The 15,033-nt window shown below is 51.2% G+C and carries 9 protein-coding genes; 5 read left to right on the top strand and 4 right to left on the bottom strand.

Features of this window, described 5'->3' with window-relative positions; translation table 11 throughout:
* Positions 1-47: 47 nt before the first annotated feature.
* Together DK412_RS31460 and DK412_RS25920 are read left to right on the top strand one after the other, a co-directional pair.
* Complete coding sequence (locus DK412_RS31460) at positions 48-173, top strand: hypothetical protein (RefSeq protein WP_280953959.1); 126 nt, start codon at positions 48-50, stop codon at positions 171-173.
* Between the two features lie 1,350 nt (positions 174-1,523).
* Positions 1,524-2,360: a site-specific integrase gene (locus DK412_RS25920; RefSeq protein WP_162596311.1), complete on the top strand. Its 837-nt coding sequence runs from the start codon at positions 1,524-1,526 to the stop codon at positions 2,358-2,360.
* A gap of 1,238 nt (positions 2,361-3,598) precedes the next feature.
* On the opposite strand, the gene DK412_RS30400 is transcribed toward DK412_RS25920, so the two are convergent.
* Positions 3,599-4,045, bottom strand: a complete 447-nt coding sequence (locus DK412_RS30400; RefSeq protein WP_204165441.1) for a hypothetical protein — start codon at positions 4,043-4,045, stop codon at positions 3,599-3,601.
* Positions 4,046-5,674: 1,629 nt separating this feature from the next.
* On the opposite strand from DK412_RS30400, the gene DK412_RS25915 reads away from it, so the two are divergent.
* On the top strand, positions 5,675-5,854 hold the full coding sequence (locus tag DK412_RS25915; RefSeq protein ID WP_109974314.1) for a CsbD family protein: 180 nt from the start codon (positions 5,675-5,677) through the stop codon (positions 5,852-5,854).
* 1,243 nt (positions 5,855-7,097) lie between these two features.
* On the opposite strand, the gene DK412_RS30395 is transcribed toward DK412_RS25915, so the two are convergent.
* Both DK412_RS30395 and DK412_RS25895 read right to left on the bottom strand, forming a co-directional pair.
* Complete coding sequence (locus DK412_RS30395; protein ID WP_162596309.1) at positions 7,098-8,783, bottom strand: C1 family peptidase; 1,686 nt, start codon at positions 8,781-8,783, stop codon at positions 7,098-7,100.
* A 25-nt stretch (positions 8,784-8,808) separates the two neighbouring features.
* Positions 8,809-11,193, bottom strand: a complete 2,385-nt coding sequence (locus tag DK412_RS25895) for a caspase family protein (protein ID WP_162596308.1) — start codon at positions 11,191-11,193, stop codon at positions 8,809-8,811.
* 597 nt (positions 11,194-11,790) lie between these two features.
* Here DK412_RS25895 and DK412_RS31190 point away from each other — a divergent pair.
* Both DK412_RS31190 and DK412_RS30390 read left to right on the top strand, forming a co-directional pair.
* Positions 11,791-12,033, top strand: a complete 243-nt coding sequence (locus DK412_RS31190) for a hypothetical protein (protein WP_109974310.1) — start codon at positions 11,791-11,793, stop codon at positions 12,031-12,033.
* A 583-nt stretch (positions 12,034-12,616) separates the two neighbouring features.
* Positions 12,617-12,868: a hypothetical protein gene (locus DK412_RS30390; protein ID WP_162596307.1), complete on the top strand. Its 252-nt coding sequence runs from the start codon at positions 12,617-12,619 to the stop codon at positions 12,866-12,868.
* Between the two features lie 1,768 nt (positions 12,869-14,636).
* On the opposite strand, the gene DK412_RS30385 is transcribed toward DK412_RS30390, so the two are convergent.
* Complete coding sequence (locus tag DK412_RS30385; RefSeq protein ID WP_162596306.1) at positions 14,637-14,987, bottom strand: hypothetical protein; 351 nt, start codon at positions 14,985-14,987, stop codon at positions 14,637-14,639.
* Positions 14,988-15,033: the final 46 nt, after the last annotated feature.

Here is a 15,033-nt window from a genome sequence, read left to right as displayed (position 1 = left end):
TCGTTCAGCCGCCGCACGTTGGGCTGAGCTAATCGTAGGAGAGAGTCATGGCGCTGCCGAACCACAAGCCCGAGAAGACTACGAATACGATGCGACCAGCGCTTCTAGGAGGCGTGCTGATCGCAGCCGTTGCCGCGCTCATTATCTATTCGCTGTTCTTCAACGCGCATTGATCCACGTCGAGGGTGAGGAGTAGGCGCCGGCAAAGCTGAAGCCTATGCCCGGCAACCGATGGCCAGCCTCGAGTGAGCCGCGGGATTGTTGGAGGCATCGGCTCATTCCCGCCACTCCAACTCGGCAGAGACGGCACTGCGGGGTCCCTGATGCAAGGGTGCTGGGACTGAAGCATCCGCCGTGCCCCTACAATCCCCTCCCCAAGTTGAGCTACGGCTGCCACGCTTGAGCACGCCGTCAGTGCCTCGCTGTGTGGTTCGGTGCCCGAGAGGATGGTGCGGTCGTCCTTGCGATGCGCACCGGGCTGGCTGGTGGGCATGTAGGGCGCGATCGCCTGCCACGGCTCGTCCGACGGCCGGAACAGCTCTGCCATGGCCTCCCCATCTGGGAGGCGTGTGGAGCTACATTTCGCTCGTCATCACAATACTTTGAACAGGTTCAGATCCAGATGTGAGGACGTGAGTTGGGGAGTGTGGTGGATGGTGGGGGCTGAAGCCGCAAGGACTACCTCATCCAACGTCACCCCCGCTCATTCGCGTGTCTCTCACCACCAAGAACCACCTCAATACCATAAACAGGAACCGTGAGGCTCCCCCTTGGCTCTCCGGCAACCACCTGCCTACTCCCGGCACGGACACCGGTCTCAGAACGTGAAACAGCAGAGGCATACAGCGACCCGCTGACGGCGTTCCCAGGCTCGGCAGCGGATAGCCCCTGCCTGGAACCAGCGATGCCGCTGTACGGGCTCGTGGGGCCGCTGTGGGGCCGCGAAGTAACCAATCGCGCCACCACCCGCCCTGCCAGTAAAGGCGTATTTCCCGGGCACAATCCGGGCGCACAGAGCACCGCCCAATGCGCCCCTCATGCCCATCCCGAGGCTTGACCGCAAGGCCGAGCCCCAGTCTGGCATCAAGCCCCTAACTGCTTGTTCTATTAGAGCTTTCAGGTCCACTTCCGTCCTACGTGTGGATCACCCGCCCATAGGCGTCGAGCACGCTCTCGTGCATCATCTCCGAGAGCGTCGGGTGTGGGAAGACCGTGTGCATCAGCTCTTCCTCGGTGGTGATTAATCATTAAACATCATCATCTTAGGGTAGGCAACCACGGTTGGGCCTGAGTGACGAGAAAAAATCGCTGAGCACGCTTGGCACGAATTTGTCACAGCGAGTGCAGCAATGGCTTCGTTTCGAAAGCGTCAGGGTAGTTGGCAGGTCCAGGTTCGAAGGAAGGGAGCGCCTTTGGTTACACGGACGTTCGCCTCCAAATCTGACGCTCAAGCTTGGGCACGACAGATTGAGACGGAAGCGGATCGCAGGGGGCTGCCTACCGACCGCAAAGCCCTCGACCAGATGACCGTAGGCGACATCGTCACGCGCTACCGAGACACCATCACACCGACCAAGAGGGGGGCAGTCCGAGAGGAGATGGCGATACGGGTGCTGCTGAAGCACGAGATCGCGAAGGCGCCTCTCAGCGTCCTCACAGTGGGCAAGGTGGCGACTCACCGGGACCTCAGGCTGAAGACCGTGAAGCCGTCGAGCATCAACCGGGAGCTCGCTCTTTATCGCCACGCCTTCGAGATTGCGCGGAGGATGTGGGACATACCGATACCCGAGAACCCCTTCGCCCTCGTCACCAAGCCCAAGGTGGCTAATGGACGCTCAAGGCGCCTGGAGCCGGGGGAGTGGGAATTGCTGCGGGAAGCCTGCGAGAGGTCACGTAACCCTCACCTGCTGCCAATGGTCGAGTTCGGGCTTGAGACGGCAATGAGGCGAGGGGAGGTGTTACGGCTACGGTGGAGGGACATCGAGTGGACCCGGCGTACCCTGCACATCCCGAAGGCCAAGAACGGTCACCCCCGGACCATCCCGCTTACGAGACGGGCCTTGAGCTTGCTACAGGAGCTGAAGCCCGCGGAGGTAGTCCTAGATGCGGTGGTCTTCCCGACGACCGAGGATGCTGTGAAGATGGCTTGGCGCCGAGCTATGGGTCGCGTCTCGTTACCAGACTTCCGCTATCACGACTTGAGGCATGAGGCTGTGAGCCGGTTCTTTGAGATGGGATTGAGCATCCCTGAGGTGGCACTCATCAGCGGCCACAGGGATACCCGTATGCTGATGCGGTACGCGCACCTACGGCCAGAAACTATTGCTGACAAGTTGCGGAACATAAACCGACCAACATAGTAATAAGATAATAGTCTGAGTTGGATCCCCAATCTCCTCTGAGGCCGGATTGAACGCCCCCCGGTCCAGCACTAAGCGATTATGTGGTCAAATAATGTCCATTTTAACAGCCTGGAGCCTAGCAACGATAGTGAAAGCCTGCGGAACGCCCTTGGGTATAACTTAGATGACCATACGAGAGCCTATCCGGAATTTCGAACCGGAGTCGACAGGGGAGAAGCTGGCCTTAAGTAATTCCTATAAATCGATCGCATGCATCACAATTTTTATTGTCAAGTTGCGCTCTGCTCGATATATCTCATCTGTAAACGGCTGGCCGTTGAATCTCGATTTTTTCAGTGTTTATATTCAATTTATTAAAAATATAGTTCAAAAGATATTATCTTACTTGAAAACAGATTAAATGAGACAAAATAGGTGCAAGATCTTCTATTTGATGCCAGAAAGTTGAATTTTGTTTGAATCTACTTCCTGTTTCTCAGTTGATCTACTAGATAATAAGTCCATTATTTAGTTTTGATATATCTATTCAATCGAATAAAGCTTAACAGGCGGTGCACGTTCAATGCTTTTCTCGAATCGTTACTTATCAAATTTTTGGTGACAATGCTCACTTTAGCGGCTATCAGTAGTTCGCCACTGTTGCCATCGCCGTACAGCATGCTAGGTAGCCATCGGTGTTTGACACCAAGTGGAGGCCTCACAATGAACACGAAAATTGCAGCGTTTGTATGCAGTACTCTTGCGATGACTGTGATCGCTTCGGGAGCTTCAGCAAGAACGTATACGGTTGATCGGGATGGTGAGGACACCTGCTACAGCAAGCAATACGTCCCTAATCTTGTGGTCGAGAACACGAGGGGACGGCTTGTGCGTGGGCCTCAACCCTTCCTCGATCCTGGATTCGGCGGGCGCCAGAGTGGCGGCATCGTGAGAACCGGTCTCGAGCCTGCGATGTATGTCAAGACACAGCGAGTTGTAGAGCGAGAGCATTACACCCTTGTTCCCGTAACGTGTCCGCGTTGACATAACACAACTTAAGAGTCGATGCTGGCGTCGCCTCGTATTATCAGGTTGTGTTTTTGACACGCCATCGTTTTGGTCAATAATCCAGCCAAAAGGATGGTTTTCGTTATCAATCCACATATGAAGAGGGGCGGTCTGCAAATAAGCATTTGATCGCCTCTCAATTCAATAAGCGATTGCGCGTGTATGTCGACCAAAACATTTATATTAATTCAGTATGATAATTTCTTGGTTAAAGCCTTCGCAAGTCGATTTTCATTATTTCCGTTTCTTAGTACTTTCATCTTTCCATCCGGCAATATGTGATAAACCTCTTTTTTGGTTACGTTAATAATTACAGAACCGGGAGCGAAATTTCCGCTGTAGTCGATAATTTTGACCTCACCGTCCATTGTTGCAGGCGTTGTTCCGCTTTGCCCCTGTGATACTTCGTTCGTATAATTATGTACTTGCGCCTCTTGCCCCACACCGACAATGCTGCGTGGAACTGAACTGACGCGACCAGTGAGCAGGAACTCGATGAAGCCACCGCCTAAGTTGATGTTCGTATGGCCTATCTCAGAAGCAGGTGTCGCCATCTGATTTTCAATACTAACTCGATCCTGTTCGGCACTTACCTCACCAGTGGTCGCGACACTAAGCAACAAGGTAGCGAGCAATTTGCGTTGAACTCTAGAGGACATTGCCTATCCGCGATCTACAATAAGCCTCGCAGCACTATGCGGGGATCTGGTTCTCAAATGGTGAACGCGATTTTGAAATGCAACCCGGCCAATCGAAGCTTGAATATATAATGTTAGATTAATTGCTCAACATTATCTTAGAAATATTGTTCGGACCACAACAATACGAACGAAGCGAAGAAGAAGCACAAGCCTATTTGAATTAGCAATGGATAATCATCACGCAAATTTTATATCGATGTGAGCGAGTTTTCTTGCTTGCACAAATAATACATAGAGTCCGACCTGATAAACTACTTTCCGCGCTAAGTATTGATCGTTGGAGAAACATTACTATTTTCGAACCATGACACGTAGGCATCAGAAAGCGGTCACGATTTCGGCTGTGAGGATGTTCCTTGGAGACCCATTGACGAGATAGAGACGCACGCTTCGACCCTGAACCACCGCAGCCCACCATGACAGACGTACAGCCAAGGATGCAGGGTCGGACGGGGAGCGACTAGGGCTACAACGCTGATATCAACGAGCACCGTAGGCCCGTCGCCCAAATTAGACCCATTCGGGAACCAGCTCTAACCCACCCTGATTGGACCCTCGACCGTCTGGGGGGATAGAGCATGATACCAACGCGGGTGCACGCTGTTCTCGACTATGTGTCCGCTGCCGTGCTGATCGGCACTCCGCTCGTCATGGGCTGGCGTCCAAGCCTGTGTAAGTCTCTGGCGGCAGTAGGAGTAGGAACCGCAGCCTATAGTGCGTTGACGCGGTATGAAGGCGGGTTCACCGGAAATCTATCGATGGACGAGCATCTGGCTCTAGACGCTGCTGAAGGCGCCGGGTTCTGTGCTGCCGCCTTAGTAATGAAAAACGAGCGCAAGGACGTAAGGGGGTTTCTCCTCGGATACGGCCTGTTTGCGCTTGCTGCCGCGCTATTAACGGATAGGCATGTTAGACAGCTTTGATGTCCATCTGCTATCGGCAGCATAAAGGCTCCGAACTTTTCCTAATCAGGACCGTGAACCGACTGGCGCGCGTTCCCTCCAGTTCATGATCTCGGCTTTGATGATCCCAGTGAGTGATCCGTCCAGGAGACAGAGACGCACGCTTCGATCCTGAACCACCGCGTCCACCCTAACCAGCGAACAGCTAAGGACGCAGGTCGGATGAGGAGCGACAAGGGTCAGAGCTGTCGAGGGTAGGGCGCATTCGGTTCAAGGGCGCATCAGGACCGACGAAACGCCATCGCAGCCCGAAACGGCATCATCAAGAGGCTGAACAGGGCACCGATCGTGACGACAAGGGCGACTGCTAGAAGCGCCCCGAAGATGCTGATGAAACGCACGCTGCTGCCTCGCTGAGATGGCTTGTAGCCGTATCCTATCGGCGGCTGTGTCGGGATGCGGTATGCGCTGCAATAAGGACGGGAATAAGGGCCGTAGCGACGGTGAAGCTGAAGCGCGGCGCAGTAATTTCTGATCCTCCGAGCCGACACCGAGGCCGAACAAGCGAACGGATTGGAACGTGTCTGCCGGAACGCATCGGGATTGGTCCCCGTTAGCGTACCGAACCGTTACTGGGCTGCTGTATCATGAGGAGAGCCAAATGACTGTCGATAAGGATCGCGTTGAGGGCTCTGCCACGAACCTAGGTGGTAAGGTCAAAGAAGGTGCTGGCAACCTCACGGGTGATGAGAAGCTCAAGAACGAGGGCATCGCCGATCAGGTGAAGGGTAAAGTCCAAAACGTCGTAGGCGGCATCAAGGACGCCCTGAAGGGCAAGTAATCTGGCATGGCAGAACACCCTCTTGCGTGTCAGATCGCGGCACGTGAGAGGGCCTCCATAGTCGCCAGGATCCTGAACGTCGGAACTAAATTGATGGGGAGGTTACCTCCGATATCGGTGGGGGCGACGAATCCCCTGCCAACGCGAAAAGCTGATCAGCTGTCACCAGAACGCCCGCCGGACGGATAGGACCTTGGCGGGCGGTATCGTCAATGCAGAGCGCGAAACTGCGCCAACATGGAGGAGCCTAATCCAATCCACCTAAGTAAGAGGACTTTGACTTGTTGCCGTGCCATACCGACGGACTTTTCGGATGGACAAGACCATAAATCCTTCAAGTTGAGCACGATTATAGCTCTGTACTAGTCATCATTGCACAGCCCCTCGCAGATTGCCCGACAAGCGCGACGGGTACCAAGGCTGCAGCCTTTGCCATCGAGAGCGCAAGCATCGAAACTTTCCTTGTTGCGGCAACCAGGCGGATAAGGATCACTCTGTACATATCGGTGAGGGACCGGTGTTTGGTTCGCATGTTGTGCTTGAACATTGCCGGCGAACGCGTTTGTGTTAGCCAGAATGACCAGAAAGGCCATAGCTGCCTTCAAGGATAACTTGATCATTTCGACTGTCTCCTTGTTACTCGTCACCCATTTAAACGGATGATTTCGACTGGAAAGCGATAGTGCAAACAAAAATTCCCACTATCTTGAAAGATGGTCAACATCGGTTACTACCTGAACCCGACGGTTTACACCATCCTCCGGCCTGGCTGGATCAAGGAGGTGTGACTTGCCGTATCCTTTTGCCGTGATCAAACTTGGGCTTATGCTGAACTTGCTAGTTAAGTACTCTCTGACCGAATTAGCACGCCGCTCTGAGAGTGACTGGTTGTACGCGTCCGATCCTTTGGCGTCCGTATGACCTACAATGCTGAACTTATATGTACGAAGACGATCATCCCGGAGAGCTGCTCCGATTTGATCCAAGGTGATCAAGGAATCTGTTTCGAGGTCCGCCGAGTCGTATTTAAAATTAATATGGAACGAGGCAGAGTTAGGTGGGTCGGCAATAGAATCACCCGACACCTTGATTCCGCGTAATCCTCGCATTTTTGTTTTAGGACATGTCGGATCGAGTTTACACGCGATTTCTGGCGCTGTTAGCTCTTGGGTTAGTGCGGAGAAACAAAACATACTATTCATCATCAGGAGGGATCCTGCCGTAAGAGCGATTTTTCTCATTATTAGCGTCCTTGCGTCGTAAGTGAGACAACAGCGGCCGATACGACCCGATCTTTAGACACAGCAGTTGGCTTGTACACGAGAGCACGACGAATCGTTGTTAGATACTCACGATCCGTCTGCGTAGCCGGAAGTCTACTCTCAAATAGCGGACTCCGCGATGCAATAGCAACAATGATCTCATCTCCGAAAGGGGCTGTCACCTCAAAACGTTGGCGGCCTGCTCGACCATCACCAAATTTCAAGGTCGTTGAAGGCGCTGTTTGATCAGGTATGATCCCTTTGGGCTGCACTAAGTTAACAGTTGACCCATCAGCCTGCAAATAGGCTATATACATGTAGCTGAACTGTGATGGGGCCCGCACAGAAAAAGTGAGATTTTCGCCTGCTCGGAACGTTTTCTTGCCTTCTAAATCAATCGATGGTCGATCCGATGCGCTTAAGGGTAGAGCTAAAGTTTCAAGAACCTCGCAGGTTGGCCATGGAGCAACAAATATTTTTACGATTTCGATTGCAGAATATTTGGCTGCGAGCTCTTCAATAGATTTTTTGTCAGTGTCTGATCCAACATATCCTGATATCGTGAGCCTTTCATTTTGCATTATTGTTTCTAGCTTCGCACACCTCAGATTGCGTAAGTGAGCCAACACAGTGCCGATATCAGATTTGATGGCTGGTTTGGGAGAGGGATGTGGATCCGGCCTGGGAGGCGATGGGAGAGGCTCCAGTGGATCAGCCTTCACTGGATTGATGACCACTTCAGACACGGGTCGCGGCTTAGGGGGGGGGCGCTGAACATCCAGAACAACAGCCTGCCTAACCCATTTGGGATCGGAGATGAAATCAAACGAGATCCAAGCATATCCGCTATTTCCCCAACCTTTTCCCCAAGAATTAACAATACGAAAAGCCTGCCGCCGATCATCATACCCAGCTATAACCACCGCATGCCATCCGTCAGCATTGCTTTCTATGAGGGGATCTGACTTATTGTTGAAGATTTCATGCTTCCGCAACTGATAAAATGCGGCGTTCGGTCTCATCGATATTATTACTGGATTTCCGTTCGCAAGCTGGCCTCTTATTTCCTCTCTGCCAACGCTCCACAGCCGTGAAATTCCATCTATTTTAAAATCTTTCTTATGGTCTGTGGATGCACGATAGATATTTGCACATGAGTCAGTATACGGCACATCTCTGAGCGACAGGACCCCCTGCATCAGAACCTTTGCATTGTCGTCGAATGTTGTGCCATCACCGCATTTTCCAGCACGCGCGGCATCGTAGAGGTATCGGGGACTCGGTATATTCTCAAGAGCAAGCTTTCGCTGTTCAATCGCATTGATGTAATAAGCACGAGCTGCATATCCCATAGCCCAAGAACTACATGAACCTAAGCGACCTTGATCGCCAGGTCGTGGCATATTTAATGTAAGATCGACCGATTCTGGAAGATAAGACCGAAATTTTGGCTTGATTGGTAACTCTTGGAGTACCTCATCTCCCATCAACTTCATCCCCGTTGAGTACTCCATACCAACTGGGTCCGGAACTTCTTCTTCAGCAACCTCTTGAGCGTGACAGTATCCAAATGATAGTTCATACAAAGATAAAACGAGCAACAGTCCCGTCATCATTCTAAATCTGGCATTTATTTTTTTTAGGACGGGCATTTCTCGTTTGCTCATTATTTCAGTTATCAGGGGTCGTTTCTCAGGGCGTCTTGAACAGGTATTCGTCCCCTCCGAGGGATCCGTAGGTGTAGGGTTCCTGCTGGCGGCTTGTGGCCTTGAGCACGTCGTCGCGGACCATCCCGAACATGCGACGGATGTCGACGCCTGGCTTGCTCATGTTGCGGATCAGGGCGGACGCGAACGGGCTGTTGCCCTGGGGGGTGAGACCGTCCATCGCCTGCTGCCCGTGCTTGGCGGCAAAGGCCACCATGGTGCCGCTATCCGCCAGATCCACCTTCGCCAGTCCGTGACCACCAGACGCCGATCGCGTCGCAACTGTGCGGGTCATCCGCTGCAGGAAGGGGTTGTCGCGACAGGCGTCCAGGATCACCAGGCGCAGCTTGCGCGCCCCACCGATGCTGGTGAGCACGAGGTCGAGAGGGATGGCCTCGAACTGGACCGCGCGATCCGTCTTGAGGGCAGCATCGGTCGGGATGAGATAGTTGGTGCCGTTCATCTCAAGCCCGTGGCCGGCGTAGTACACCACGGCCCAGTCGGCCTGGTCGGCCTCGGCTGCGAAATCGTTGAGGGTGCGGCGCATCGCATCGATGCCGAGGTCGGTCCGCAGCTGCACCGTCTTGAACCCGGTTTCCCGCAGCATGCGGGCGATGGCTGTCGCATCTCGGGATGGGTTGTCGAGGCTCCCGACGGAGTCAGGATACGCCGAGTTCCCAATCACTAGAGCAACACGGGTTTCATCCTGTTTGGGGGAGTGAATAACGCTGCCAAGGTCCGACAAGCTTGATAACTTCGCATCCACTTGGCGCGGAACTGCGCCAGCTGCTTGCAATGCAGACCATGAGGCCGAACGCAATTTGAGAAATTGAATATCATCTTCGAGCGAGGGCTTAATAATCAACGCCCTAGCAAAATCACCAAGTGCTTTTATATGCTCTCCGATACGCTGGTATACCTTCGCCCGCGACATATAAGCGTCTTCTAAGGACGAGTTGATCGCCAAAGCAGCGGTAAATTTCTCGATTGCTTGTGGGAAATCGCCCTGCGCTGCCAACGTAGCGCCAAGCAACATAGATTTGTTGTATGAGGCTCCGGCATATGTTCCCTCTATTTGATTCGAATCAGCAGCCTTGGCATGAGAATTAGCGACTTGATTATTCCCATGATAAAAATTGGTGCCAATATCAATCCTCAGTGCTTCTAGGTTTTGCGATGCCGACATATCCAACTTGAGCCTAGAAGCAGACTCGACGTCTATCGAAGCACTCTTAAAGTCTCCTAGCTTAATATATATTCTGGCCCTCTTCAATAATAGTGAAGCATCATTGGGTGATATAGCGATCGCGGAATTAATAACCTTCAGTGCATCTGACAAATTATTTTGCTCTAGATGGACGTCTGTTAGAAGTAGATAAGCAGGTATCATTGTTTTATCAATCTTAGTTACATCTTCGAGACCGCCAGCCAATATACTATAGTTTCTGCTATCATAAAAAATCGATAATTCATTGTATGCCGCATATAAACAGGTCGCAATCTGCTTATTAACTGACGAATAAGTACCAAACATAGCAGAGATCGCTCGACATGCATCTGCGGCTTCTATGTATTTCCCCGACTGCCTCAAAATATCAGATTTACCTATGTAGTACTCAATATTATATTTGTTTTGAGATATCCCGTTATCTATACTCGTGAGAGCCTCATCATATCTCCTCAGGTTCTTTAGGGCCATAGAACGGCCATATAACGCCCTCGCAATGATTGGTCGCGACGAACTACCGTTGATCGAATGATTAAACTGTTCGATAGAATCATCAAACGACTTAGATAAAGCAAGATATTCAGCATATAATAATTCTGTGTAGGCGAGCCTTTCAGTTAATGCTTCACTCTTTCTCAACGAAGCCGCTCGGTTCAACCAAATCAAAGCGGATTTATATTCCTTATTATCTGAGGCCTGGCCGGCTTTTTCCATATATAGAGAATAAACTTTATCTATAACATCATTCTGACCTGGTTTGATAGATAGCGCTTTTTCGTACAATGATACCGCCAACACATCCTGCTTAGCTTTTAGCAATTCATTAGCGCGCGCTATGTACATGTCAGTTATCTTGGTATAGTATTCATTTTTCGATAATTTATTAGCGGTCTTATAGTCTTCAAGCGCAGCATCATATCTGCCAACTGCGGCATAGGCGTCACCGCGATTTACATAAGCAGCCGCGAAAGTTGGTTTCGATTTAATCGCATATGAATAAAGCCGTATTGCTTCTTCAAATCTGCTCGAAAAGAAGGCTATATTACCATCTCGACTATAATTTTCCGCACTGTCTTGCTCCTTTGACAATGCCCATGACTGAATAGCCGTATAGTGCAGGATGAAAGCTGCGACCAGCGCCATGGATCGAATTCGAATGAGCATCTTCTCATACCTCAAGATGCCTTGTTATACATATCCTGGTAGGGTCAAGCTAGTGTCTCAAAGGGGCGGGAGAATTGTCGGAAGTTGGCTTGGCGCCTGCTCTCGCTGCTGAGAGCGACAGGGCATTTTGACAGCACTTACGCACGTCTCGTAGCCTGCTCAGTTTCCGGAGGTGCGGGCTCCTGGCGCCGAGCCTGAGCTACGATTCCCCGTAAGTCGGCGACCATGGCATCCGTCTGCGCATCTATATCCTCTTCGGACTGGTAGGCGGGACCGCGGACACACATGAGTACCAGAGCCGCCACCGCTGCGCTGAGGCTACCACCGAGCGGATCGCCGAAGAGCGCGACCAACGGACCATACGGGACCATAATCGCGGCCGTCAGGAACCCTCCAGCGATCGCTACGAAAACAAGCAGCAGCATGGGTCCACCTCCGCGAGAGAGGTGTGTCGGCAGAGTGGTTGAGGCAGCGTTAGCTCTTGGTAGCGCGATGCCAGCCTACCAGCATTGACCGAACTAACTGGCCTATGGCATGTTCTCTCTTCGTTCTCAACGAGTCGGGTGGGACGACACGATGGTGGCAAGAGACACCGGACCCGTTGAAGGCGCCTCCGATGTCACCTCACGCCCCGTCGAAGCCATCGCAGCGGCCTACCTCACGCAAACCTCAGGCGACCTCGCACTTGCCCTGCGGTGTGCCATCACGGACGCCTCAGCGGACCTTTTAGGAGCCGAATGCCAGACCCGCGAACGTAGCCGGCTCATTTCCCGAGGCTTCGTCCGTGGGCGCCTGGACGACACTGGTGATGCGCTATGACGGGCCACCTTCGCTCAGGCCCAGGAACCTCGCGAGCAACCCCTACGTAGTAGTGAGGGTGGAGTGTCTAATCTGACCAGATCGACTGGCGGAGCTACAGGCTCGCGATCATGTCCACGGGCTCGTTCAACTCTCACCTCCGTGTCCCATCTTCCCACTCCCGAGTCCGCGGCCGCGACCAGGGACAATCTGGCACCGACCCGAGTCGAGGCTGGCCGGAGGTGTGCTGGCAGACTAGCAGCGGGCAGGGCTTCAGGGGTGCGCGAAGGCGCGCGGAAGCTGGCATTTTAGGGAGAGTGGTGGGCCAGGCATGTTCGGGGGAATGCCTGACCCACCGACCGCGCTGACGGGGGAGTGCAGCGCGGAGTCATCTCTATCGCATCCAACTGCATTGATCTCAATCATATTACTATCTGTGAGTTTTCTAAGAATTGGGTTAGACGGCGCCTGACAGCTCAGCACAAGCTTCGCGACCTAACGTGAACGCGACGATAGTGCGCACCCTCTAGCGTGAGTTTCATATGGCGCTATGATGCCGTAGAGGCACGAGTTGCCAGCACAAGCGTTTTACAGCCGAGGGACAATGCCACGCTACCGCTTCAGCCTGAAACTTGGAAGTCGCCTCGTTGACGGGGGCGCAGGCATCGAACTTATCGACGAGAGCGCCGCCTTTTCGCAAGCGTGGCATATCGGGCGCGTGCTCCTGGCTTTGCCTGAGCGTGGTGACGACTGGTCCGATGGCATAATCATCATCGAAGCCGACGATGGAAGAGATTGCTTTGCTCTCTACCTATCGGACGTTGCAGCTAAGAACCGAAGTGCCTTACTTCAATAAGCGACGCGCTGGGTGGTTTTAGAAAGTGGAGCACCCGTTTAGGGGATAAAACCTTCGCGTGCGGCTGACGTTCTGGTGCAGATATATCAAGCCATGCACAATCCCATTATGCCGATCAGCCAAGGCATGATTGAAGCAGCACAGAAAGAGGTGGACAGTTCAGCGAGAAGCATGCTGGAAAACGGGAAGCATTCAACACACCACCCGTTTTCATCTGGTTATATATTTTCAGCTATCAAGCCTAACGGGCTCTATGTTATTATGGCTTGAAATTCCTGAGTTCTTTTAGATATTCTTTTACATCGAATGCGAGTAACGGATGACATTTTGTCAGTTGTTCGTAATAAGCTTCAGCGGTAGCACGAAACGCTTCATAATACTCGTGACATATGAATGTGTTATTATAAATATAATTATCGATGTTCATCAAATTAATATTACATTCGGTCACGAGCATGCTATATCCATACTCCTCCCCGTCGACTAGATTGTTAAATTCCTTCTTATATTCATAATACTTAGCGCCCTGCTTGAGAATGCGAATAGTCTCGGTCTTCAAGTCTATATTACTAATATCATTTTGATTGATCATTTATTCTATCCTATTTGATTATTAGATTGATCTCACGATTGGCTATCTAAGAGATGGTGATTTATATTAGTTGCTTGGGATACCTAAAACGATATTCCGACCTCTAACATCATCGCAGACAAGACTCGGATCGAATGATATCTCGTCGGCGACTTCATGCATTAAACAATATTGAGGAGCAATTGTCAATATTAATCTTTCGATTTACGCGTTTAACTTGTTAAAGCACCGCGTCGGAGATCATTATTTGTTGCAATTCAATCTGTCAGAGACAGGACACGACATCTATCCCTATCTCTACAGGGAATAGTCTTTATGGCCTCAAGAGAACACCCCGTTAGGAGTATTGCCGCATGAAGCGTTCTATATCCTTCACTCGAGCTAAGGGAGAGTTAGCAGTCTGCGCAGCTTGCATGAGAACAGTTTGAATTCGATCCCACGGTGTCCCATTCCCTTAGTGCGTCAGCTACCTTGGATTGCTGTTCGGGCGTGAGATCGTCCGATTCCGAGAGGGTAGGGGGCTCTGACACGTAAGCGACCTCATCCTCACAGAAACCATTAACGATCCAGTCCTTGACCTTCAGAGGCTTACGACCTGCCTTGAAATCCTGGAAATACGCACCTTCAGGGTCCAGCGGTTGGCACGGAAGATAGAACAAGTCCGAACCGTTAGGCTTATTATCAATACCATGAACCCTTCGGGTCGACTTCGTCGTCGCCTTGCTTTTAGACACGTATCCTTCTGATTGAACCTTTCGCACAATATTATTGAATATTGTTTTGTATGCGTCGTTAGTCATTGCCATGTCAGTTGGTATATAAACCCTGTAACGCGAGTCATCTCCTGTGCTGCTATAGGTGTTGAAACAAACCATTCTTATATGCGGGAACATCTCACTGAAATCTCTTGGGATCATATCTCCACCATCAACGTCGATCCACACTCCTTTCACAAACACAATATTTTCTATACCTCGTTCTGTATCTGCCACTTTATGTGGGTCGAAATAGGCTGGACTAATCAACGTGTTATCTTCTTTTGACTCGTATTTGACCCTGCTTCTATTCCTGAGATCTCTGATGAACTTTTCGTCCGTGTTAATAATGAGGGAGTCGTGTTTCCCATGAAATCTATCAATGAATATAGAACCTCGAAAATGAGCGACGAAATGTCTATTAAGCTCTATAGATGAAACGTCGCTTTTTTTTATTTACTTGGTTTGCGACTTGAAGGTCATCATCATGGACGAAAAATAAGTCTCTGTCCAATCCAGCAATCATCATCAGTTTCTTTTCCTTACTTGCTTTCTTTCTCTCATATGAATTCTCATGTAACCGCGGGCGTCCCGGACGCACGCATGCCGCAGGCATCAACAATCCAAAACTGTTAATGGTAGATCCCGGATAGACGCTAGCAATATAATCGGCCGTTGCTTTATCCGCTACGACCCAATGTTTGATATTATTGTTGTCAGGATCCCGTATGGAGGTGCGGCTGAGAGCCTGATAAATCGTATGCCCTGTCATTTCAATCTTCTGATCTATCTCAGAAATGCCAAGAACCTCAGTGAAG

The sequence above is a fragment of the Methylobacterium sp. 17Sr1-1 genome, assembly GCF_003173775.1.
GTDB lineage: Bacteria > Pseudomonadota > Alphaproteobacteria > Rhizobiales > Beijerinckiaceae > Methylobacterium.
This window is presented reverse-complemented; position numbering and strand designations above follow the sequence as displayed.

What these genes read in the sequence shown, in the direction of transcription:
- DK412_RS31460 (WP_280953959.1), top strand. Translation starts at nt 48, where the DNA reads ATGGCGCTGCCGAACCACAAGCCCGAGAAGACTACGAATACGATGCGA.
- DK412_RS25920 (WP_162596311.1), top strand. Translation starts at nt 1,524, where the DNA reads ATGACCGTAGGCGACATCGTCACGCGCTACCGAGACACCATCACACCG.
- DK412_RS25915 (WP_109974314.1), top strand. Translation starts at nt 5,675, where the DNA reads ATGACTGTCGATAAGGATCGCGTTGAGGGCTCTGCCACGAACCTAGGT.
- DK412_RS30395 (WP_162596309.1), bottom strand. Translation starts at nt 8,783, where the DNA reads ATGAGCAAACGAGAAATGCCCGTCCTAAAAAAAATAAATGCCAGATTT.
- DK412_RS25895 (WP_162596308.1), bottom strand. Translation starts at nt 11,193, where the DNA reads ATGGCGCTGGTCGCAGCTTTCATCCTGCACTATACGGCTATTCAGTCA.
- DK412_RS31190 (WP_109974310.1), top strand. Translation starts at nt 11,791, where the DNA reads ATGGTGGCAAGAGACACCGGACCCGTTGAAGGCGCCTCCGATGTCACC.
- DK412_RS30390 (WP_162596307.1), top strand. Translation starts at nt 12,617, where the DNA reads ATGCCACGCTACCGCTTCAGCCTGAAACTTGGAAGTCGCCTCGTTGAC.
- DK412_RS30385 (WP_162596306.1), bottom strand. Translation starts at nt 14,987, where the DNA reads ATGACAGGGCATACGATTTATCAGGCTCTCAGCCGCACCTCCATACGG.